Origin of the sequence: Larkinella punicea, from assembly GCF_003334855.1 — a bacterium.
Lineage (GTDB): Bacteria > Bacteroidota > Bacteroidia > Cytophagales > Spirosomataceae > Larkinella > Larkinella punicea.
The window spans coordinates 77,778-95,551 of sequence record NZ_QOWE01000032.1 but is presented as its reverse complement, the minus strand read 5'-3'; the positions used below and the strand labels follow the sequence as shown (position 1 = coordinate 95,551).

Below are 17,774 nucleotides of genomic sequence, written 5' to 3'. Positions count from 1 at the left end.
CGATTACCTGAATGAAGATTTTATTACTCGGATACGGCAAAATGGGTAAAACCATCGAGCAGATTGCGCTGAACCGGGGGCACGAAATTGCGGGTCGGATTGATGTGAATAACCGCGCCGATCTGGATGCTTTAGGAAAGGAAGACGTCGATGTTGCCATTGAATTCAGTTCGCCGGAAGCCGCGCTGGATAACGTGCGGGATTGTTTGAAACGCGGTTGGCCGGTGGTTTGTGGCACAACCGGCTGGCTCGAACACCGGACGGAAATTGAAGAACTGTGTCGGCAGCAACACGGGGCGTTTTTTTACGCATCGAACTACAGCATTGGCGTCAATCTGTTTTTTCGGCTCAACAAGATGCTGGCCCGGTTTATGAAGGGCTATCCGTCTTACCACGTTTCGATGACCGAAGTGCACCATACCGAGAAAAAGGATGCACCGAGTGGAACGGCCATCACGCTGGCGGAAGGCATCATTGAACAGATCCCGACCAAAAAACGTTGGGTCAATGACGCTGATAGTCAGCCGGATGCGGTTATGATTGAATCTCTTCGGGAAGGTACGGTGCCCGGAACCCACGTGGTTCGGTACGATTCGGAGGTCGATACCATCGAAATCAAACACGTCGCCTATAGCCGTCAGGGCTTCGCGCTCGGCGCCCTCACTGCCGGGGAATGGCTGGTGGGGAAAGAAGGCGTTTTTGGAATGGAAGATCTGTTGGGAGAAATTAGTAATGTTTAATAATAAATGTTGAATGATGAATGTCAAATGTAAAAGTTATTGGATTCCATAACTTTTACATTTGACACCGCGCGGGCGGCCCCGTCATCATGTACTATTTGAAATTCATTTATCATGTCTGTCGTTAAAAACCAGGAAACCGCCACCCGGCGCACTGTCAAGAATAAATCGCCGTTCCGTGAGTGGATTGATTCCATTGTCTTTGCGGTGGTTGCGGCTACGCTGATTCGCTGGCTATTCATGGAAGCGTTCACGATTCCGACACCTTCGATGGAAAAAAGTCTGCTGGTCGGCGATTTTTTGTTTGTCAGTAAACTGCATTACGGAACCCGGACACCGAAAACGCCTTTGCAGGTTCCGTTGACGCACCAGAAAATCTGGGGGACCGACATACCGTCGTACCTCGACTGGATTCAACTGCCCCAATACCGTCTGCCCGGTTTCTCATCCGTCAAGCAAGGCGACGTCGTGGTGTTCAACTACCCGCCCGAAGACTATCCGACCGATTTGAAAACCAATTATATCAAACGCTGCATCGGCGTTGCGGGTGATGTGCTGGAAGTGCGCGACCGCAAGGTTTTCGTCAACGGTCAGGCGTTTCCCGATCCGGTGAAATCCGAAACGGAGTATTTTCTGAAGACCGGCTCGGTGATCAGCGCCAAAGTCTTCAAGCGGTATGATATTACTGATTTTGAGCAAAGTACGGAAACGTTTAATGACACGATTGCCGCCAACGATGCCTCCGGCTACCGGATTCATACCACCCCGGAAACCGCAGCTTTATTGAAGCAACAGGATTTTGTGCAGGGCATCGAAGCCCTGAGTTCGCCGAAAGGATCGGTCAACCCCTTCCAGCCGGTGTATCCGCAGTCGTCTCTATTTCCCTGGAATGTCGATAATTACGGCCCGATTACGATCCCGAAAGAAGGCGCGACGATCCAACTGGACGAAAAAAATATTGCTTTGTACGGCCCGGTGATTCAAAAATACGAGGGCAACGAGAAAGTTGAACTGGCCGAAAATTCCATTAAAATCGATGGCAAAGCCATTACTTCGTATACGTTCAAGCAGGATTACTACTTTATGATGGGCGATAACCGCCACAACTCCGCCGACTCGCGGTATTGGGGCTTTGTGCCGGCCGATCACATTGTGGGTAAAGCGGTTTTCATCTGGATGTCGATCGACCCCAATCCGGAAAGCGTTTTGAATAAAATCCGCTGGAATCGCCTGTTCCGCATTATTGACTAACCGAAGCGGGTTCAGGGTTTACAAAGGAATGTTAAATGTAAAATGATGAATGTTAAATGTAAAAGTGCTGGATTGGAAACTACTTTTACATTTAACATTCATCATTTTACATTTAACATTCCTTCAACTTGAACAGTCGATCACCACTCGATTTCCTCAAGTCCTTTGCTTTGTAAGTAAGCATTGGCCTGGCTAAAATGCCGGGTGCCAAACCAGCCGCCATAATTGGCTGCCATTGGCGAGGGGTGTTTGGCTTTCAGAACCAGGTGTTTGCTGCCATCGATAATGGCCCCTTTCTTCTGGGCATAGGCACCCCAGAGCATAAAAACCAGGTTTTCTTTTTCATCAGACAGGTGCTGAATGGCGGCATCGGTAAAAGTTTCCCAGCCTTTGTTCTGATGAGAACCAGCCTGATTGGCCCGCACCGTCAGGGTGGCGTTGAGGAGCAAAACGCCCTGAACCGCCCAGCGTTCCAGATTGCCGGATTTCGGAACGGGTATACCCAGATCTTCCTGAATTTCTTTAAAAATATTGACGAGTGAGGGTGGTTTGGTGATACCGTCATTGACCGAAAACGATAATCCGTTGGCCTGCCCTTCGCCGTGATACGGGTCCTGCCCTAAAATAACGACCTTGGTCTGATCGAACGGACATTTGTCGAAAGCGTTGAAAATCAGTTTGCCCGGCGGATAGCACCGGTGCGTGGTGTATTCCAGGCGGACGAATTCGGCCAACTGGGGGAAATACGGTTTTTCAAATTCAGCTTGCAGCCGCTGCTGCCAGGAGGGTTCAATGACAACCTTCATGCAAATGGTGTTTGAGATTCGGTAAAGGATGGACGCGTTCGAAACATTTCATGCGTTATCCTGACAAAAGTAGATGAAACCGAAAATAATCGGTGAGCTAATTGGAATTATAAACTCTTAAATTTAATTTTCGTTTTAAGGGTGTTTACCAACACGTAACTAAAATGATATCGGCAGTTACCGACGGCGTCAAGGTCAGTGTGATGACCGAATACCAACCGGAATATTCCAGTCCGTCACAGGCGCATTATGTGTTTACATACCGAATTACCATCGAAAACGAAGGGCCATCGACCGTGCAACTGCTGCGACGCCACTGGATTATTTACGATGCCCACGGCATGGCGCGGGAAGTGGAAGGCGAGGGCGTGGTTGGACAGCAGCCCATTCTGGAGCCGGGCGAAACGCACGAGTATGTTTCGGGCTGCAATCTGCGGTCGAGTCTTGGCAAAATGGGAGGAACCTATCTGATGGAACGGATTATTGACGGAAAACAGTTTCGGGTCAATATTCCTGAATTCACGATGGTGGTTCCTTATCGGTTGAATTAATTAATAGTCTGTTTTAAATCCGTGATAGCGGTTTTTGTTTCTTGATTCGTGCTTATCTGAAATTTCTCCTGAAGGCTGGCGATGCGCATTCCCTGCATTCGCCGTTTGTATTTGATCTATATTCCAGTCTCATTCGTCGTGATAACCCTGATGAGCCGCAATTTGCGCCCATTCGGGCGTTGCAGCAGCAGTTGTTGAAGGATACCACCCGAATTCAAATCACGGATTTTGGGGCGGGTTCCCGCATCAATGCGTCGCGCGAACGGGCCATTCGGGATATTGCTAAAAATTCGCAGAAACCGGCGCGTTTCGGACGGTTGATCTACCGGCTGATTCAACGGTTCCATTCGCAGACGATTGTCGATCTCGGCACATCACTCGGCATCACAACGCTGTATGAGGCCGTGGCGGCTCCCACGGCACAAATCCTGACCTTCGAAGGGTGTCCGCAAACCGCGGCCGTGGCTCGACGCAACTTCCAGCAATTGAACCAACCGGCTATTGAAATCATAACCGGTAACATCGATACGACCCTGCCGGAACGGTTGAAGACGGTTTCTGCCATCGACTTCGCCTTTTTCGATGCCAACCACCGGTTTGAACCCACCGTTCGGTATTTTGAAACCTGTCTTGCGAAAGCACATAACGATTCCTGTTTTATTTTTGACGATATTCACTGGTCGGACGAGATGGAGCAGGCCTGGGAGACGATCAAGGCGCATCCGGCGGTGACCATTTCCATCGATCTTTTTTATGTCGGGTTGGTCTTTTTCCGGAGCCAGCAGCCCAAACAGGATTTTGTTCTGAAGTTTTAACTGACTTATGCAACACCATTTCCATCCCTTCAAACTGAGTTTGCTCGGCGCTGTTGGCCTTAGCCTGCTGATTGCCTCCTGCGAAAAATCGGGTGATAATCCCGCTGATGACCCCGAACCGACACCGGTGGTGACGAGTTTTGACCAACTGCAACGACGGATTTTGACGCCTACCTGTGCGGTTTCCGGCTGCCATTCTTCGGAAGCCGACCCGACGTTTGCGCAGCATAAACTGGTGCTGGCGGCCGATGTGGCCTACAAAAACCTGGTTGGGGTTGCGTCGACCAATGCAACGGCCAAAGCCAACGGTTTGCTTCGTGTGAAACCGTTTGCGGCTCTGGAGAGTCTGCTCTACCACAAAATCAATGCGGCCGCAAGTCACCACAGCGGAGCCAATTACGGCAATCCCATGCCATTGGGTAAAGAATTGTTGACGGTGGGTCAGATCGAGTTTGTGCGTCGCTGGATCGAAGCCGGTGCGCCCCGGGAAGGAAGCGTCGTCGATTCCACTTTGCTGGACGACAAGACGCCCAGTACGCCGGCTGCGGAAGATTTTGAAGGGTTAAAGGTGCCATCGGCTACTGAGGGATTCCAGCTCAAACTGGATCCGTTTACCATCATTCCGAATTTCGAGCGGGAGTTGTTTATGCGGAAGTCGATTGGCAATACGCAGGATGTCTACGTAAACCGGTTCGAGGTGAAGATGCGGAACAACAGCCACCATTTTGTGATGTACAATTTCCGGAATAACCAGAACCTGCCTGCTCTGAATCAGATTCGGGATCTTCGAAATCCGGACAATTCGTACAACCTGCTGACGGCGCTCTCGATGCAGAATCATGTCTATTTCATCGGTATTCAGGCGCCTTATATCGACTACGCTTTTCCCGAAGGAACGGCCTTGTTAATACCGGCTAATACGACGATGGATTTTAACTCGCATTACGTTAATAAATCCAACACTTCCATTACCGGCGAAGTGTTTGTAAACCTATATACGACCGATAAAGCCAAAGTGAAGAATGTGGTGAAGACCATGGATTTCACCAACAATGATTTGTCTATTCCGGCCAATAAGCGCGTTACACTTTCCAAAACTTTTTTGATGACCAAACCGGTCAAAGTACTGGTTTTAACCTCACACACGCACAAACTAGCTGAGAAATTTGTGATCAAGATTAAGGGCGGAGCGCGGGACGGCGAAGTGATTTATACGTCCACGAACTGGGAACACCCTGAAATTAAAACCTTTACTACCCCCATTTTACTGGCCAAAGGAGAAGGACTTATTTCAGAAATTACCTACAATAATACCACCGCCAAAGACGTCAGCTTCGGGCTAACCAGCGAGGATGAAATGGGGATTATTTTTGGGTATTATCTGGAAGATTAGTTTTTTCGAGAAGAAAGAAGAAAGAATAGAGAAGAAAGAGTACTGTACTGTTCTTCATTTTCTTTCTTCTTTTCTCGACTATAAAAAAGCCGCTCTGAATCCAGAGCGGCTTTTTTATAGTTAGTAGTCAGACAGCTTAGCGTGCGACTTCAATCTGAACGCGTTTGCCTTTGATCGTATTTCCTTCCATGACATCCACCACCCGATTGGCTACATCGCGGGGAACGTCAACGTAGGTATGTTTGTCGAAAATGTCGATGTGACCGATGCTGCTGCCCGGAATGTTGGCTTCGCCGGCAATGGCACCAACGATGTCGCCCGGACGGATGAAATCACGACGACCGACGCTGACAAACAGCCGGGTCATGTTCGCTTCCTGCTCGCGGGGGGCGCGGTTATCATCGCGCTCGAATTTGCGACCTTCTTCCCGGGCACCAAAACGGGGGGTACGTTCCCGGTCACCGAAACGGCTTTCACCGCGGGTGCCGCGTTCGCTGAACCGGCCGGGGCCTTCGCTGCGGCCACCGCGATCACCAAAACGGGAACCGCTTTCTCCGCGACTCCGATCACCGAAGCGTCCAGTGCTTTCGCCCCGTCCACCGCGATCACCAAAGCGTGATCCGCCTTCTTTCCGTTCCCGACGATCATCGTCATGGCCCAGATTCTGGTCTGAGAATTCATTTTTCTCGATCCCCATCCCGCGTTTCACCAGGGCCGAAACGATTTGTTCGGTGGAAAAACCGGAATGATGCAGAGCCGTTAGCAGATCGTCATACAGATTCAGATCGGTGCTGCTTTCGATGCTTTGTTTTACCTGCTCAATAAAACGGGCTTTACGCAGTCCAACGATGTCTTCGAAGGAAGGAATAACCCCTTTTTCGATCCGAACTTTGGTGTAGTTCTGGATTTCGCGCAGACGGTATTTTTCGTCTTTACCCACCAGCGAGAAAGCTTTACCCGACTTGCCGGCGCGGCCGGTCCGGCCAATCCGGTGTACGTAATATTCTTCGTCCAGGGGAATGTCGTAGTTAATAACGGCGTCCACATTGTCAACGTCAATACCGCGGGCGGCTACGTCGGTGGCAACCAGAATGTTGGTAACACCCGACCGGAATTTCGACATTACGTTATTCCGTTGGGCCTGACGCAAGTCACCGTGCAAGCCTTCAGCCTGATACCCACGGACTTGCAGATCTTCAACGATTTCGTCGACGCGTTTCTTCTGGTTACAGAAAACCAGCAGCAGGTTCAGGTTGTGCATGTCGATCAGACGGCACATCACTTCCACTTTCGCTTTAGGTTTCACTTCGAAGAAAACCTGCTCGATGTTCTGGGCGGTCAACTCGTTCCGAACCACTTTCACCAGAACGGGCTCTTTCTGGAAACGCTGGGTGATCGTCATGATCGGTTTCGACATCGTGGCCGAGAACAGAATCGTCTGACGTTCTTCCGGCATGTCTTCCAGAATGCTTTCGATGTCGTCGCGGAAGCCCATGTCGAGCATTTCGTCGGCTTCATCCAGAATCATCATCCGGACGTTGTCCAGTTTCAGCGTCCGGCGCTCCATGTGGTCCATGACGCGACCCGGCGTACCGATCACGATGTGAACACCGGTTTTCAGCGACTTGATCTGGCGATCGATCGAATCACCACCGTAGATGGCTTCGATGCGGATTCCTCTTTTAAATTTCGATAATTTCCGGATCTCTTCCGAAACCTGGACGGCCAGTTCGCGGGTTGGACACAGAATCAGCACCTGCGGATGGCGTTCGGCCACATCAATCATGTTGATGGCTGGAATACCAAAGGCTGCGGTTTTTCCGGTTCCCGTCTGCGCCTGACCAATCACGTCGCGACCGGCAAGAATGGGAGGGATGGCTTCGGCCTGAATGGGAGAGGGATGTACGAATCCCATTTCAGTAACCGCTTGTAAAATTTCATCTGAAAGGTTCAGATCGGCGAATGTCCGCTGTGGAATTCCCGGCGTAACAATAATTTCCTGTTCAATGATTTCAGGAGTCATAACTTGTAAGAGTTTTTAAAAATGAAACTGATACAAGCGTTTATCGGCAGAAGTGCTCGTGCTGCACGGCCATGCAGATCCGATTGCGAAAAATCGGCGTACGATACGTGAAAATTTGAGATACAAACGTGAAGGAACCCCCGAAAATGCCCAGCTTAGCCCAAAGTGAAACTTGATTCACCAATGCAATTGCCCCAACAGATGCGCCCAACGAATGTTAAACCCCTAACCGGTTGACATCCGTGCAGCTCTGTGGTAATAGAAAAAATCCCATGAAGAGTATCTTTTACAGAGATCGGACGGATGTCCGCTTGAAAACTGTTGCAAAAGTAAGGCGAATTTTTGATAAATACAAGCCTGATCTGTACTTAATTGTATTATTTTACGAAACTACCCCTGGAAAACTGACCTCATGGCTTCTGCTTTCAGCAGACACTCCTCATACTCTTGCTGAGGATCAGCGTCGTAGGTGATGGCGCTTCCGACAGAAAACGAAACTGTGCCGGTGTCGGCGTTGTAGAAAATACTCCGAATCATGACGTTAAAGTCAAAGTCGCCCTCCGGTGTAATGAAACCGGCGGCCCCTGAATACAGGCCTCGCCGACTTGCTTCGTATTGATCGATCAACTCCATGGCCCGGACTTTGGGCGCACCCGTCATGCTGCCCATCGGAAAGGCGTGGCGGATGGCTTCGGTGAAGGGCAAGTCGCTTCGGATGGTGGCGGAGACTGTCGAAATCATCTGAAACAACTGCTGAAACGGGTAGATGCCGAATAACTCGTCCACCTGAACGCTGCCGGTTTCGGCACTGCGCGCCAGGTCGTTGCGGACCAGATCGACAATCATTAGGTTTTCGGCCTGCTCTTTTTCACTGCTGCGGAGTTGCTGCCGGAACTGCGCATCTTCGTCGGGTGTCGTTCCGCGCCGGATGGTGCCTTTGATGGGTTGGGAAATGAGCCGCGTGCCTTCTTTTTTCAAAAACCGCTCGGGTGATGCGCCGATGACGTACTGGTTTCGGATTCGCTGGAAATGCGAAAAAGGCATCGGCGAGCGTTTCGTCAAGTCGTCATATACCGTTAGCGGATCAATTACGGTGTTTTCAATGAAAAACTCGATGCAATAATTCAATTCGTAAACTGTACCGTCGATAATGTCCTGTTGAATCTGGCGAACGGTTTGGCGGTATTCGTCCGGTGAAACCCGGTTTTGTACCTGATTTTCCGTTTGGTACTTCGGTGTAAAGGGCGATGCTGTCGCTGAATCGGCCAGAATCGCGTCGATCACCGCATCCGGGTTTCCCCACGAGCGAACGGTCAGGCGATCGTCGTCAAAATCGATGAGGTGGAGGGGCTGGAAAAAATAGATTTCCGGAAATCCGAACGTATTTTCATGCCGACTGACCAGCGGTTCGATCCGGTTTTTTAGATCGTAGCCAAAATAGCCAACCAGAAAATCCGGGTGTTGCAGGTGGTGTCGAAACAGCGTTTGGAACGGATCGACGTCGGGGGAGAACGCAACCGGTTGATACATCCCGGCGGCCAATCGGTTCGGGAAACCGGGGTAAGGAAGGGCTGCATTCGAAATTGACGCCTGATTGTTGTTGAACAACACAACGTGGTCATACTGGCTCATGGCCCAGCCCAGGGCTTTTTTTTGCCAGAAATCAACGGGCCGGGAGCCCGTTGATTCAAGCAGTATGGTGCGTTCCTGACGAATGGTTCCGGCAGTCGTTGGCATTAGTTACTCTCCAGATGCACATCGATGGCAATGTCTTTGCTTTCGGCATTTTTTCCGATGCGGAATTTTACCTCGTCGTCGACCTGCAATTCGTTAAAATCGATGTCATTCAAACTCGTATAGTGAAAAAATAGGTTATTGGGCGGATAATTGATAAAACCGTATCCGTTTTTCAGGCTGCGAATGGTACTGATTTTAAATTCGGAAGGGTCAGAATCATCGTCCGAGCTGTCGGTATAACTGTCAAATCCATTGCCTGCCGGTACGGCGGCTGCGTTCCCCAGCAATACCCGCGCCGATTGCTTGACAAACAGGTTCTGAATCAGCGGGTCGTTTTTCCGAAGCCGCGTATCGATCATTTCGTGCATGGCGACGGGATACGAAACCTCGGCGAGCAGATCCTGGGAGGTGCGGGTCACCATTTTCTCGCCCTCGTCATTGTAGTACTCAAAATCCCAGCTTAGCACCATCAGGCGCGTTCCGAGCGTGTTGAGCTTCCGGATCAGCGGTACATAATCGCCGTCGGCCGTGATGAGCACCACCACGTCGAATTTTTTGGAAATCGTCAGTTCGAACGTTTCGAGGGCGAGCCAGACGTCGATGCCTTTTTCCTGCCGCGAGCCCTGAAAGGTTTTAACCGGCAAATAGTGCGTTACGACCCCTTCGGACATCAAAATGTCATCGAACAAACGATCATAAAATAATTGGTTTCCGCGTTGGCTGGCTTCGTGGGCGTTCAGACGACCCCGGAAATAGTGCGCATCGACGATCTGGCACAGGCGAAAATCCGTCTCCTCTTCCTGGGCCACCTGCGCTCGTATAAATTCATGTAATCCCGATATGCTGATGCGGCTCCGTCTTTCGTGGGAGTAATTGTAATAATTGCTTACGTGAAGAAAATAGTTGCCATCATAAATTACTGCAATACGGGTTAGTTTAGTGGATTTTTCTGGGTGCATTTTTTTTACGGAATGGGAAAAATAAACAATATAAAACTACGATCTGGATAAAAAGGCAGGGATTGGCTTGCAAGTATCGTGTATATTATTCCTGTACTGGTCTGTAAGTGTGATACTTACGTATTTAATTTTTGATATTTACTTTAGATAAAATAGGTAGGGGAGTGTATTTGGGTACAATAGTAGTAAAAAAATACAGAAATGCCGATCCATTTGATGCATTCGCTACCTTTGTATTCCACTAAAAAGCCTTATGAAGAAAGTTTTGTTCATTGATCGGGATGGTACCATCATCTTCGAACCACAGCCCGACCAGCAGGTAGATTCGCTGGAAAAACTGGAATACATTCCGAAAGTGCTTTCCAATCTGCGCAAAATTGCCGAAGAAACCGACTTCGAATTGGTGATGGTTACCAACCAGGACGGTTTGGGAACGGCGGTTTTTCCGGAAGATACGTTCTGGCCTGCCCACTACAAAATGATGAAAACCCTGGAAGGGGAAAATATCCATTTCAAAGCCGTTCATATTGACAAAACCTATCCCCACGAAGGCGCATCGACCCGCAAACCCGGAATCGGTATGTTGACGGAATACCTGACGGATGCGTATAATCTGCCGGAAAGTTACGTGATCGGTGACCGGCTGACCGATATTCAAATGGCGGTCAATCTGGGTGCCAAAGCGATTCTGATTGCTCCGCAGGACCCCACCGAAGGCATGACCGACGACATGCAGAAGGCATTGGCCCTGTCTACCGACAACTGGGATCTGATTTATGAACTGCTGAAGTTACCGGCCCGGACGGCCGTCGTGGACCGTAATACCAACGAAACCCAAATCCATGTTGAATTGAATCTGGACGGGCGCGGTCGGTCCACCATCGAAACCGGTATTGGGTTCTTCGATCACATGCTCGATCAGGTTGCCCGGCACTCCGGTTCCGATCTGGTGATTCGGGTGAAGGGGGATCTGCACATTGACGAACATCACACGATTGAAGACACCGCCCTGGCACTGGGCGAAGCCTATCGCAAGGCGCTGGGCGATAAACGGGGCATTAGCCGGTACGGTTTTTTGCTGCCGATGGATGAAGCACTCGCTCAGGTCGGCATCGATTTCTCGGGACGCCCGTGGCTGGTGTGGGAAGCCGATTTCAAACGGGAGAAAATCGGGGAAATGCCGACGGAAATGTTCTTTCATTTCTTCAAATCGTTTTCCGACGCGGCTCTCTGCAACCTGAACATCAAAGTGGAAGGAGAGAACGAGCACCATAAAATCGAATCGATCTTTAAAGCCTTTGCCAAATCGATCAAGATGGCTGTAAAACGCGATCTGAAAGAATTGGATACCTTACCGAGTACCAAGGGAGTGCTCTAGCCGAAGCGGGGAATGATTATTTGAGATAAAGTGATCGAATAATCGGCGACTTTGTGAGCTTCCCATTCAGTTTTTACTATTTTTGCGTCAACAATCCATAAACCGGTACTACTATGTTCATGACTATCGTAACCATCGTTTTTTATATTGTTTTGTTAACTGCGGCATTCATTACGGGTCGCTGGCTGGAAAACAAAGAACGGAAGTACTAAGACTCAGTTCGCAAACGTATGTTGCAGGCTTGACCCGTATCATGGTCGGCTGGTAACATCATCCATATTTAATTGTATAAAGGGCCTGCCAGGCCCTTTTTTATTGGCCAGAAGTGTAGGTTAACGGTTTTTGTAACATCAGAGAAGGGCAGAAAAGTTGTAAAAAAATCAAAACGGTTCCAACCGTCTTTCTTTGAATGGGGTCATTCAGGCAAACGATAACAACAAATGACACCATTTAAAAATTTGTATGGATTTCTGCTGGTCGGCTTGCTGGCAGTCGGTTGCGAAAAAGAGAATAAAGTAGCGCCAACGCCCACCGAAGACGCTCAGGCCGTAACGGTGAAAGTGAACCAGTTAGCGCGGGTAAAACAGGATATTACCCTGAATGTCGACAGTATTTCCGACAGCCGTTGCCCCTATAATGCCACTTGTGTGTGGTACGGGAACGCGCAGGTGAAGTTTACGCTGAAAAGCGAAACGCAGTCACAATCCGGCGAATTGTGCATCGGGCAGTGCGGAACCCAATTGAAAAACCGCGATGTAATTACGGTTCAGTTGGGGACCGAAAGCTATGAAGTAACGTTGTCGGATGTTCAACCCTTTCCGGGTACCAAACCGGATGGTACCCCCAAGGAGGCCGTCATTACGGTAAATCTGAAAAAATAACCTGATAGGATCGAGTAGTTAGATGTTGACCGGTGCGATTTTATAAATCGTGCCGGTCTTTTTTTGCCTCATTTCCCTCACAGCGGCCTTATAAAATTCCCTGATCGGCAAAGCTCAGATACGATTGATCCGTAAAAATCAGATGATCGAGGATGGGAATGTCGAGTAATCGCCCGGCTTCTTTCAGTTTTTTGGTCAAGTCCCGATCAGCCTGGGAGGCTGCCAAATTGCCGGAGGGGTGATTGTGAACCAAAATCAGGGCGCTGGCCAGTTGTTCGAGCGCATGTTTGAAAATCAGCTTCGGATCAGCCACCGTGCCCGAAACCCCGCCGGAGCTGATCTGAACGGGTCGGATCACTTCGTTCGCGCGGTTTAGCAGCAAAATCCAGAACTCTTCGTGTTGCTTGTCCAGCAGATGCGGTTTTATTTCTTCGTAGGCATCCCGGGAACTGGTGATGCGCAAGCGAAGCGGACGGTCCTGTTCTTTCCGCCGTCGGCCCAGTTCGAGTGCCGCAACGATGCTGATGGCTTTGGCTTCGCCAATGCCTTTGAATTTCGACAAATCCTTGACACTCAGTCGGGCCAAATCGTTGAGGTTATGGCCCACACTTTGCAGAATTATCTTCGCTACGTCAACGGCGGACAAATCGCGGGTGCCGGAACCGATGAGGATGGCAATGAGTTCGGCGTCGGAGAGCGCGGCCCGGCCTTTGAGCATCAGTTTTTCGCGGGGGCGGTCTTCTTCCGCCCAACTCCGGATTTTGCGGGAGCTTTCGTAAGTCATGGTTCGGTGGGTGTGGATGGGCAAAAAAAAACCTTACCTGAACGAAATCAGATAAGGTTTTTCTAACGTTTTGCACGCATCAATAAACCGCCCGGGCAGTTATCGATACGGAGTTAATTAAGCAGCAACAGCCAGTCCGTTGACGAGTTTCGCCAGTTTCGACTTGTTGTTAGACGCTTTGTTTTTGTGAATAATATTCCGCTTTGCCAGTTTGTCCAGCAGCGATGACACCGTTTTATACAATTCAGTTGCAGCCACCTTGTCGGTAGTCAGCCGCAAACGCTTGATCAGTGAACGGGTCGTTTTGTGTTGGAAACGGTTCAACAAACGTTTCTTTTCGTTTGCCCGGACCCGCTTCAATGCCGACTTATGATTTGCCATTGCTTATTAGTACAGTATACAGTTTCTCAGAAATATCCGCAAAAGTAGGGATTTACGAGAAACAATGCAAATTATTCTTGAATCACCAGGGCGACTTCAAAAGGTTTTACTGGCGGATATCCGAATTGATGGTGAATACCTTGTCCCAACTGGCCCGATTATTTTTTACGAACTCCTGTTGCTTTTGGTTCTTGTTGAACGTCTCAATATCAGCTTCGCTTTGGAAAGTGAGGTAGTGCATCACATCATAGTCGGAAGAACTGCCGCTAACCCCGTTTAAGGTCTTCCCGGAGGTGTAAGAAATGATCTGAGGAATTTCATGCTTCAAAGCGGCAAACTCACGCATATGTTGCTCAATCGCTTCATTTTTAGTGCCTTCTTTGAATTTAAAGCAGACAATTTGCTGTTTTTGGGCTTTTCTGGCAGGTGAGTAGGCACCGTAGATAACAAGGCCAAAAACTCCGAAGAAGAAAAGAATTAGGCTGTAGCCAATGGATTTGCGTTTCATGATGATTGTGAAATTGATGTTATTCCAAATATTATTCTGAACAACACAGTCTTTTATAAATAAAGTGGAAACTTTTCTTGTTAAAGTGCTATGTTTGAACAAAGGTATCGTATAAATATTTCGAATCAAGTATTTGTGTTCTTTTTTTTCGCAACGGTCGCTTATTCACTGCCGGCTGGAAAACCGCAGTGGGGGTTTTACGCCCACAAACGCATCAACCGGCTGGCGGTGTTTACCTTACCGCCGGAGATGCTGGCTTTTTATAAGAAGCACATCGACTACCTGACCGAGAACGCCGTCAATCCCGACAAAAGGCGGTATGCCGTCGTGGGGGAAGCCCCCCGGCATTTCATCGACCTGGATGCGTATCCAGACACCACGAAGGCGACTTTGCCGCGTTCGTGGAAGCAGGCAACCGAACGCTATGGAGAAGATACCCTGGCCCTGCACGGGATTGTGCCCTGGCACATTCAACTGGCCAAATTTCAATTGACCGAAGCCTTCAAGGCCCGTGATGCGAAACGCATCCTGAAAATTTCGGCCGACCTGGGCCATTACATTGCCGATGCGAATGTGCCGTTGCATACCACGCGCAACTACAACGGGCAGATGACGGGGCAGCAGGGGATCCACGGTTTCTGGGAATCGAGACTGCCGGAATTGTTCAGCACGGAATATGACTTTTTTACCGGTTCGGCCACCTATGTGCCCTCGCCCCAGAAAGCGGCCTGGCGGGCGGTTTTCGACGCCCATGCCGCGCTGGACACGGTCTTGCGGTTTGAAAAAGAACTCACCGGTCAGGTAGGCGAAACCCGGAAATACGGTTTTGAAGAGCGCAATGGCCAAACCGTGAAGGTTTATACCGACGATTTTTCCCGAAAATACCACGAACGTCTGCGCGGGCAGGTGGAGCGACAGATGCGGGCGTCGGTTAAAATGGTCGGCGATTTCTGGTATACCTGCTGGGTGGATGCCGGACAACCCGATCTGGACAAACTGGCCAGGGATGCCGCAACGACGGTCGACGGGAAAGAAGAGATCGAAGAAAAAAAGAGCTGGTGGAAACGCCTGTTCAATGTCCGACCGGAAGAGTAAGCCTGATTTAGGGCCGATGCTGACGAAAGTCCGCGGGGACGTAATGCCAATGGGCCGTGAATTTTGTAGTTTCGCCCGTTCAACGAGTCAACAAAAATGAATTTACCCAAAATATACCTGCGTTCCGGACGTGAGGAAGCCATCCGGCGGTTTCATCCCTGGGTGTTTTCCGGAGCCGTGGTCCGGACCGAAGGCGAACCGGAGGACGGCGATGTGGTGGAAGTGCTGGATAAAAAAGGGACTTACCTGGCGACCGGCCATTTTCACAACGGAAGCATTCTGGTTCGCATTTTCTCTTTTCAGCCCGTTATTCCGGATGTGGCGTACTGGACCACTAAACTGACTGCCATTCGAAACATCCGAACGGCCATTTTGCCGCCGGATACCAATTGTTACCGACTGGTTCACGGCGAGGGCGACGGTTGCACGGGCCTGATTATCGACATCTATAATGGAGTAGCCGTTTTGCAGGCTCACTCCATCGGGATGCACCGCGAGCGAAACCTGATTACGGAAGCGCTGAAAAATGTGTATGGAGATCAACTGCTGGCGGTCTATGACAAAAGTGCCGAAACGTTGCCCGACGACTATGCGGCCACCATTCAGAATGCTTACCGGTTTGGCCGGGCGGAGGTGCCGCATGAAGTCCAGGAAAACGGCCACCGGTTTCTGGTTGATTGGATCACCGGACAAAAAACCGGTTTTTTCCTTGATCAGCGCGACAACCGGAAGTTACTGGCGCATTATTCCGCCGGGAAAAAGGTGTTGAACGCCTTCTGTTATTCGGGCGGTTTTTCCGTATATGCACTAAAAGCTGGCGCAACCCTGGTGCATTCCGTCGATGCTTCCCAGAAAGCCATCGACCTGACCAACCGCAACGTGGCCCTGAATTTTGGTGAAACCGAGGTGGCAAACCGGCACGAAGCGTATGCGGATGATGTGATGAAATACCTCCACGCCCACGATGATCAGTACGATGTGGTCGTGTTGGACCCGCCCGCCTACGCCAAGAGTTTGTCGGCGCGGCACCGGGCCGTCCAGGGCTACAAACGGCTGAATGCCGAGGGGTTGCGCCGGGTGGCAAAAGGCGGGATTCTCTTCACGTTTTCGTGTTCGCAGGTGATCGACCGGGAGTTGTTCTACAATACCGTGGTGGCTGCTGCCATCGAAGCCGGGCGGCAGGTGCGCGTTTTACACCACCTGAGCCAACCCGCCGATCATCCGGTCAATTTATTTCACCCGGAAGGCGGTTATTTGAAGGGATTGGTTTTATGGGTTGAGTAACAAACCAAGATTATTTATAAACTTGCAGGCATGAAGATAAGTGTTATATCCATTGCCCTGGCAGGTTGGGTTTCGCTGGCAACCGACTCGAAAGAGATTCAGTTTAGCCGCTATTTCGTGGCTGCCGAAAGCTACGAAACCGTTGGTGTCGTCGATATCAATAAGGATGGTCGCCCGGATTTGGTTTCGGGGGATTTCTGGTATGAGAACTCCGCTGATCCGAAGGCACTTTTTCGCAAACGGTATTTGATTGGTAACCAGAAACGGTTCGACCAATATTATGATGACTTTTCTACCATTCCGCTGGATGTCAATGGCGACGGCAATGCCGACATTGTAACCGGCGGCTGGTTTGGTGAGAACCTGAAATGGCTCGAAAACCCCGGTATTGGGAAAAAGGACTTGTGGGCGGTTCACGACATCGGCAAAGTTGGCAATGTGGAAACCACCCGTGCCTGGGATGTCGACGGCGATGGCGTCATCGAAATCGTCCCCAACAATCCGAAGCATCCGCTGAAATATTTCAAACTGGAAAAAGGAGGCACGTTCAAGCAGGTCAACGTTGCGCCGACGCAGGATCACGGCCTGGGTCTGGGCGATGTGAACGGCGACGGTCGCAGCGATTTTATCGTGAGCAAAGGCTGGCTCGAAGCCCCCGCCGACCGTGAAAAAGGCCCCTGGACGCTCCATCCTGAATTTGATCTGGGCAAACAAGCCAGCGTTCCAATTCTGGTGGTCGATGTCAACGGCGACAAACGCAACGATCTAATTGTGGGGCAGGCACATGGCTACGGGTTGCACTGGTACGAACAAACACTGGAAGGCGGCAAACGCGGCTGGAAAAAGCACAGCATCGATGAAAAAGCATCGCAATACCACGTTCTGGAGTGGGCTGATCTCGACGGCGATAAAAAACCGGAACTCATTACCGGCAAACGCTATCGCGCCCACAACGATGGCGATGCCGGAGCGTATGACGACGTGGGTCTCTATTATTTTACCTGGAACGGCAAGGAATTTAGCAAGCACACCATTGCCTATGGGCAGCCGGGCAAAGGCAAAGGGACCGGCATTTACTTCGCCCTCGCCGACCTGCGCGGCACCGGGCGTTTGGACATTGTGGTTGCCGGCAAAGACGGTTTGGAGATTTTTTTCAACGAAAAGTAGGAGGGCGCTTTCAACCGGTTT

General features: G+C 50.2%; 17 protein-coding genes. 10 read left to right on the top strand and 7 right to left on the bottom strand.

The window, feature by feature from the left end:
• The first annotated feature begins 11 nt into the window (after window positions 1-11).
• Window positions 12-740, top strand: coding sequence for a 4-hydroxy-tetrahydrodipicolinate reductase (dapB, locus tag DUE52_RS29125; protein WP_114409615.1), 729 nt, complete (start codon window positions 12-14; stop codon window positions 738-740).
• Window positions 741-854: 114 nt separating this feature from the next.
• On the top strand, window positions 855-1,991 hold the full coding sequence (gene lepB / locus DUE52_RS29120) for a signal peptidase I (protein ID WP_114409614.1): 1,137 nt from the start codon (window positions 855-857) through the stop codon (window positions 1,989-1,991).
• Between the two features lie 140 nt (window positions 1,992-2,131).
• On the opposite strand, the gene ung is transcribed toward lepB, so the two are convergent.
• On the bottom strand, window positions 2,132-2,797 hold the full coding sequence (gene ung, locus DUE52_RS29115; protein WP_114409613.1) for a uracil-DNA glycosylase: 666 nt from the start codon (window positions 2,795-2,797) through the stop codon (window positions 2,132-2,134).
• Window positions 2,798-2,961: 164 nt separating this feature from the next.
• Between ung and apaG the strand changes: the two genes are divergently transcribed.
• The 3 genes from apaG to DUE52_RS29100 are packed head-to-tail and all read left to right on the top strand — an operon-like array spanning window position 2,962 to window position 5,556.
• On the top strand, window positions 2,962-3,348 hold the full coding sequence (gene apaG / locus DUE52_RS29110) for a Co2+/Mg2+ efflux facilitator ApaG/CorD (RefSeq protein WP_114409612.1): 387 nt from the start codon (window positions 2,962-2,964) through the stop codon (window positions 3,346-3,348).
• Window positions 3,349-3,389: 41 nt separating this feature from the next.
• Entirely contained in the window at window positions 3,390-4,163 is a 774-nt protein-coding gene (locus DUE52_RS29105; RefSeq protein WP_114409611.1) for an O-methyltransferase, read from the top strand.
• Between the two features lie 7 nt (window positions 4,164-4,170).
• A complete protein-coding gene (locus DUE52_RS29100; RefSeq protein ID WP_114409610.1) occupies window positions 4,171-5,556 on the top strand; it encodes a monooxygenase in 1,386 nt (461 codons plus the stop codon).
• Between the two features lie 136 nt (window positions 5,557-5,692).
• Here DUE52_RS29100 and DUE52_RS29095 read toward each other — a convergent pair whose 3' ends face one another.
• From DUE52_RS29095 to DUE52_RS29085, 3 genes are all read right to left on the bottom strand, one after another.
• Complete coding sequence (locus tag DUE52_RS29095) at window positions 5,693-7,579, bottom strand: DEAD/DEAH box helicase (protein ID WP_114409609.1); 1,887 nt, start codon at window positions 7,577-7,579, stop codon at window positions 5,693-5,695.
• 390 nt (window positions 7,580-7,969) lie between these two features.
• Entirely contained in the window at window positions 7,970-9,316 is a 1,347-nt protein-coding gene (locus DUE52_RS29090; protein ID WP_114409608.1) for an anthranilate synthase component I family protein, read from the bottom strand.
• A complete protein-coding gene (locus DUE52_RS29085) occupies window positions 9,316-10,275 on the bottom strand; it encodes an NYN domain-containing protein (protein ID WP_114409607.1) in 960 nt (319 codons plus the stop codon). The genes DUE52_RS29090 and DUE52_RS29085 overlap by 1 nt, the downstream gene beginning before the upstream one ends.
• Window positions 10,276-10,528: 253 nt before the next feature.
• Between DUE52_RS29085 and hisB the strand changes: the two genes are divergently transcribed.
• Both hisB and DUE52_RS29075 read left to right on the top strand, forming a co-directional pair.
• A complete protein-coding gene (hisB, locus tag DUE52_RS29080; RefSeq protein ID WP_114409606.1) occupies window positions 10,529-11,653 on the top strand; it encodes a bifunctional histidinol-phosphatase/imidazoleglycerol-phosphate dehydratase HisB in 1,125 nt (374 codons plus the stop codon).
• A gap of 440 nt (window positions 11,654-12,093) precedes the next feature.
• Window positions 12,094-12,534, top strand: coding sequence for a hypothetical protein (locus tag DUE52_RS29075; RefSeq protein ID WP_114409605.1), 441 nt, complete (start codon window positions 12,094-12,096; stop codon window positions 12,532-12,534).
• Window positions 12,535-12,622: 88 nt separating this feature from the next.
• Here DUE52_RS29075 and radC read toward each other — a convergent pair whose 3' ends face one another.
• The 3 genes from radC to DUE52_RS29060 form a co-directional block, all read right to left on the bottom strand.
• Complete coding sequence (radC, locus tag DUE52_RS29070) at window positions 12,623-13,318, bottom strand: RadC family protein (RefSeq protein WP_114409631.1); 696 nt, start codon at window positions 13,316-13,318, stop codon at window positions 12,623-12,625.
• A gap of 117 nt (window positions 13,319-13,435) precedes the next feature.
• Window positions 13,436-13,699, bottom strand: a complete 264-nt coding sequence (gene rpsT, locus DUE52_RS29065; protein WP_114409604.1) for a 30S ribosomal protein S20 — start codon at window positions 13,697-13,699, stop codon at window positions 13,436-13,438.
• Between the two features lie 106 nt (window positions 13,700-13,805).
• A complete protein-coding gene (locus DUE52_RS29060; RefSeq protein ID WP_114409630.1) occupies window positions 13,806-14,207 on the bottom strand; it encodes a Dabb family protein in 402 nt (133 codons plus the stop codon).
• Between the two features lie 135 nt (window positions 14,208-14,342).
• On the opposite strand from DUE52_RS29060, the gene DUE52_RS29055 reads away from it, so the two are divergent.
• From DUE52_RS29055 to DUE52_RS29045, 3 genes are all read left to right on the top strand, one after another.
• Entirely contained in the window at window positions 14,343-15,302 is a 960-nt protein-coding gene (locus tag DUE52_RS29055) for a zinc dependent phospholipase C family protein (RefSeq protein WP_229312350.1), read from the top strand.
• 96 nt (window positions 15,303-15,398) lie between these two features.
• Window positions 15,399-16,586, top strand: coding sequence for a class I SAM-dependent rRNA methyltransferase (locus DUE52_RS29050; protein ID WP_114409603.1), 1,188 nt, complete (start codon window positions 15,399-15,401; stop codon window positions 16,584-16,586).
• 30 nt (window positions 16,587-16,616) lie between these two features.
• Complete coding sequence (locus tag DUE52_RS29045; protein ID WP_114409602.1) at window positions 16,617-17,753, top strand: FG-GAP repeat domain-containing protein; 1,137 nt, start codon at window positions 16,617-16,619, stop codon at window positions 17,751-17,753.
• The last annotated feature ends 21 nt before the right edge of the window (window positions 17,754-17,774 follow it).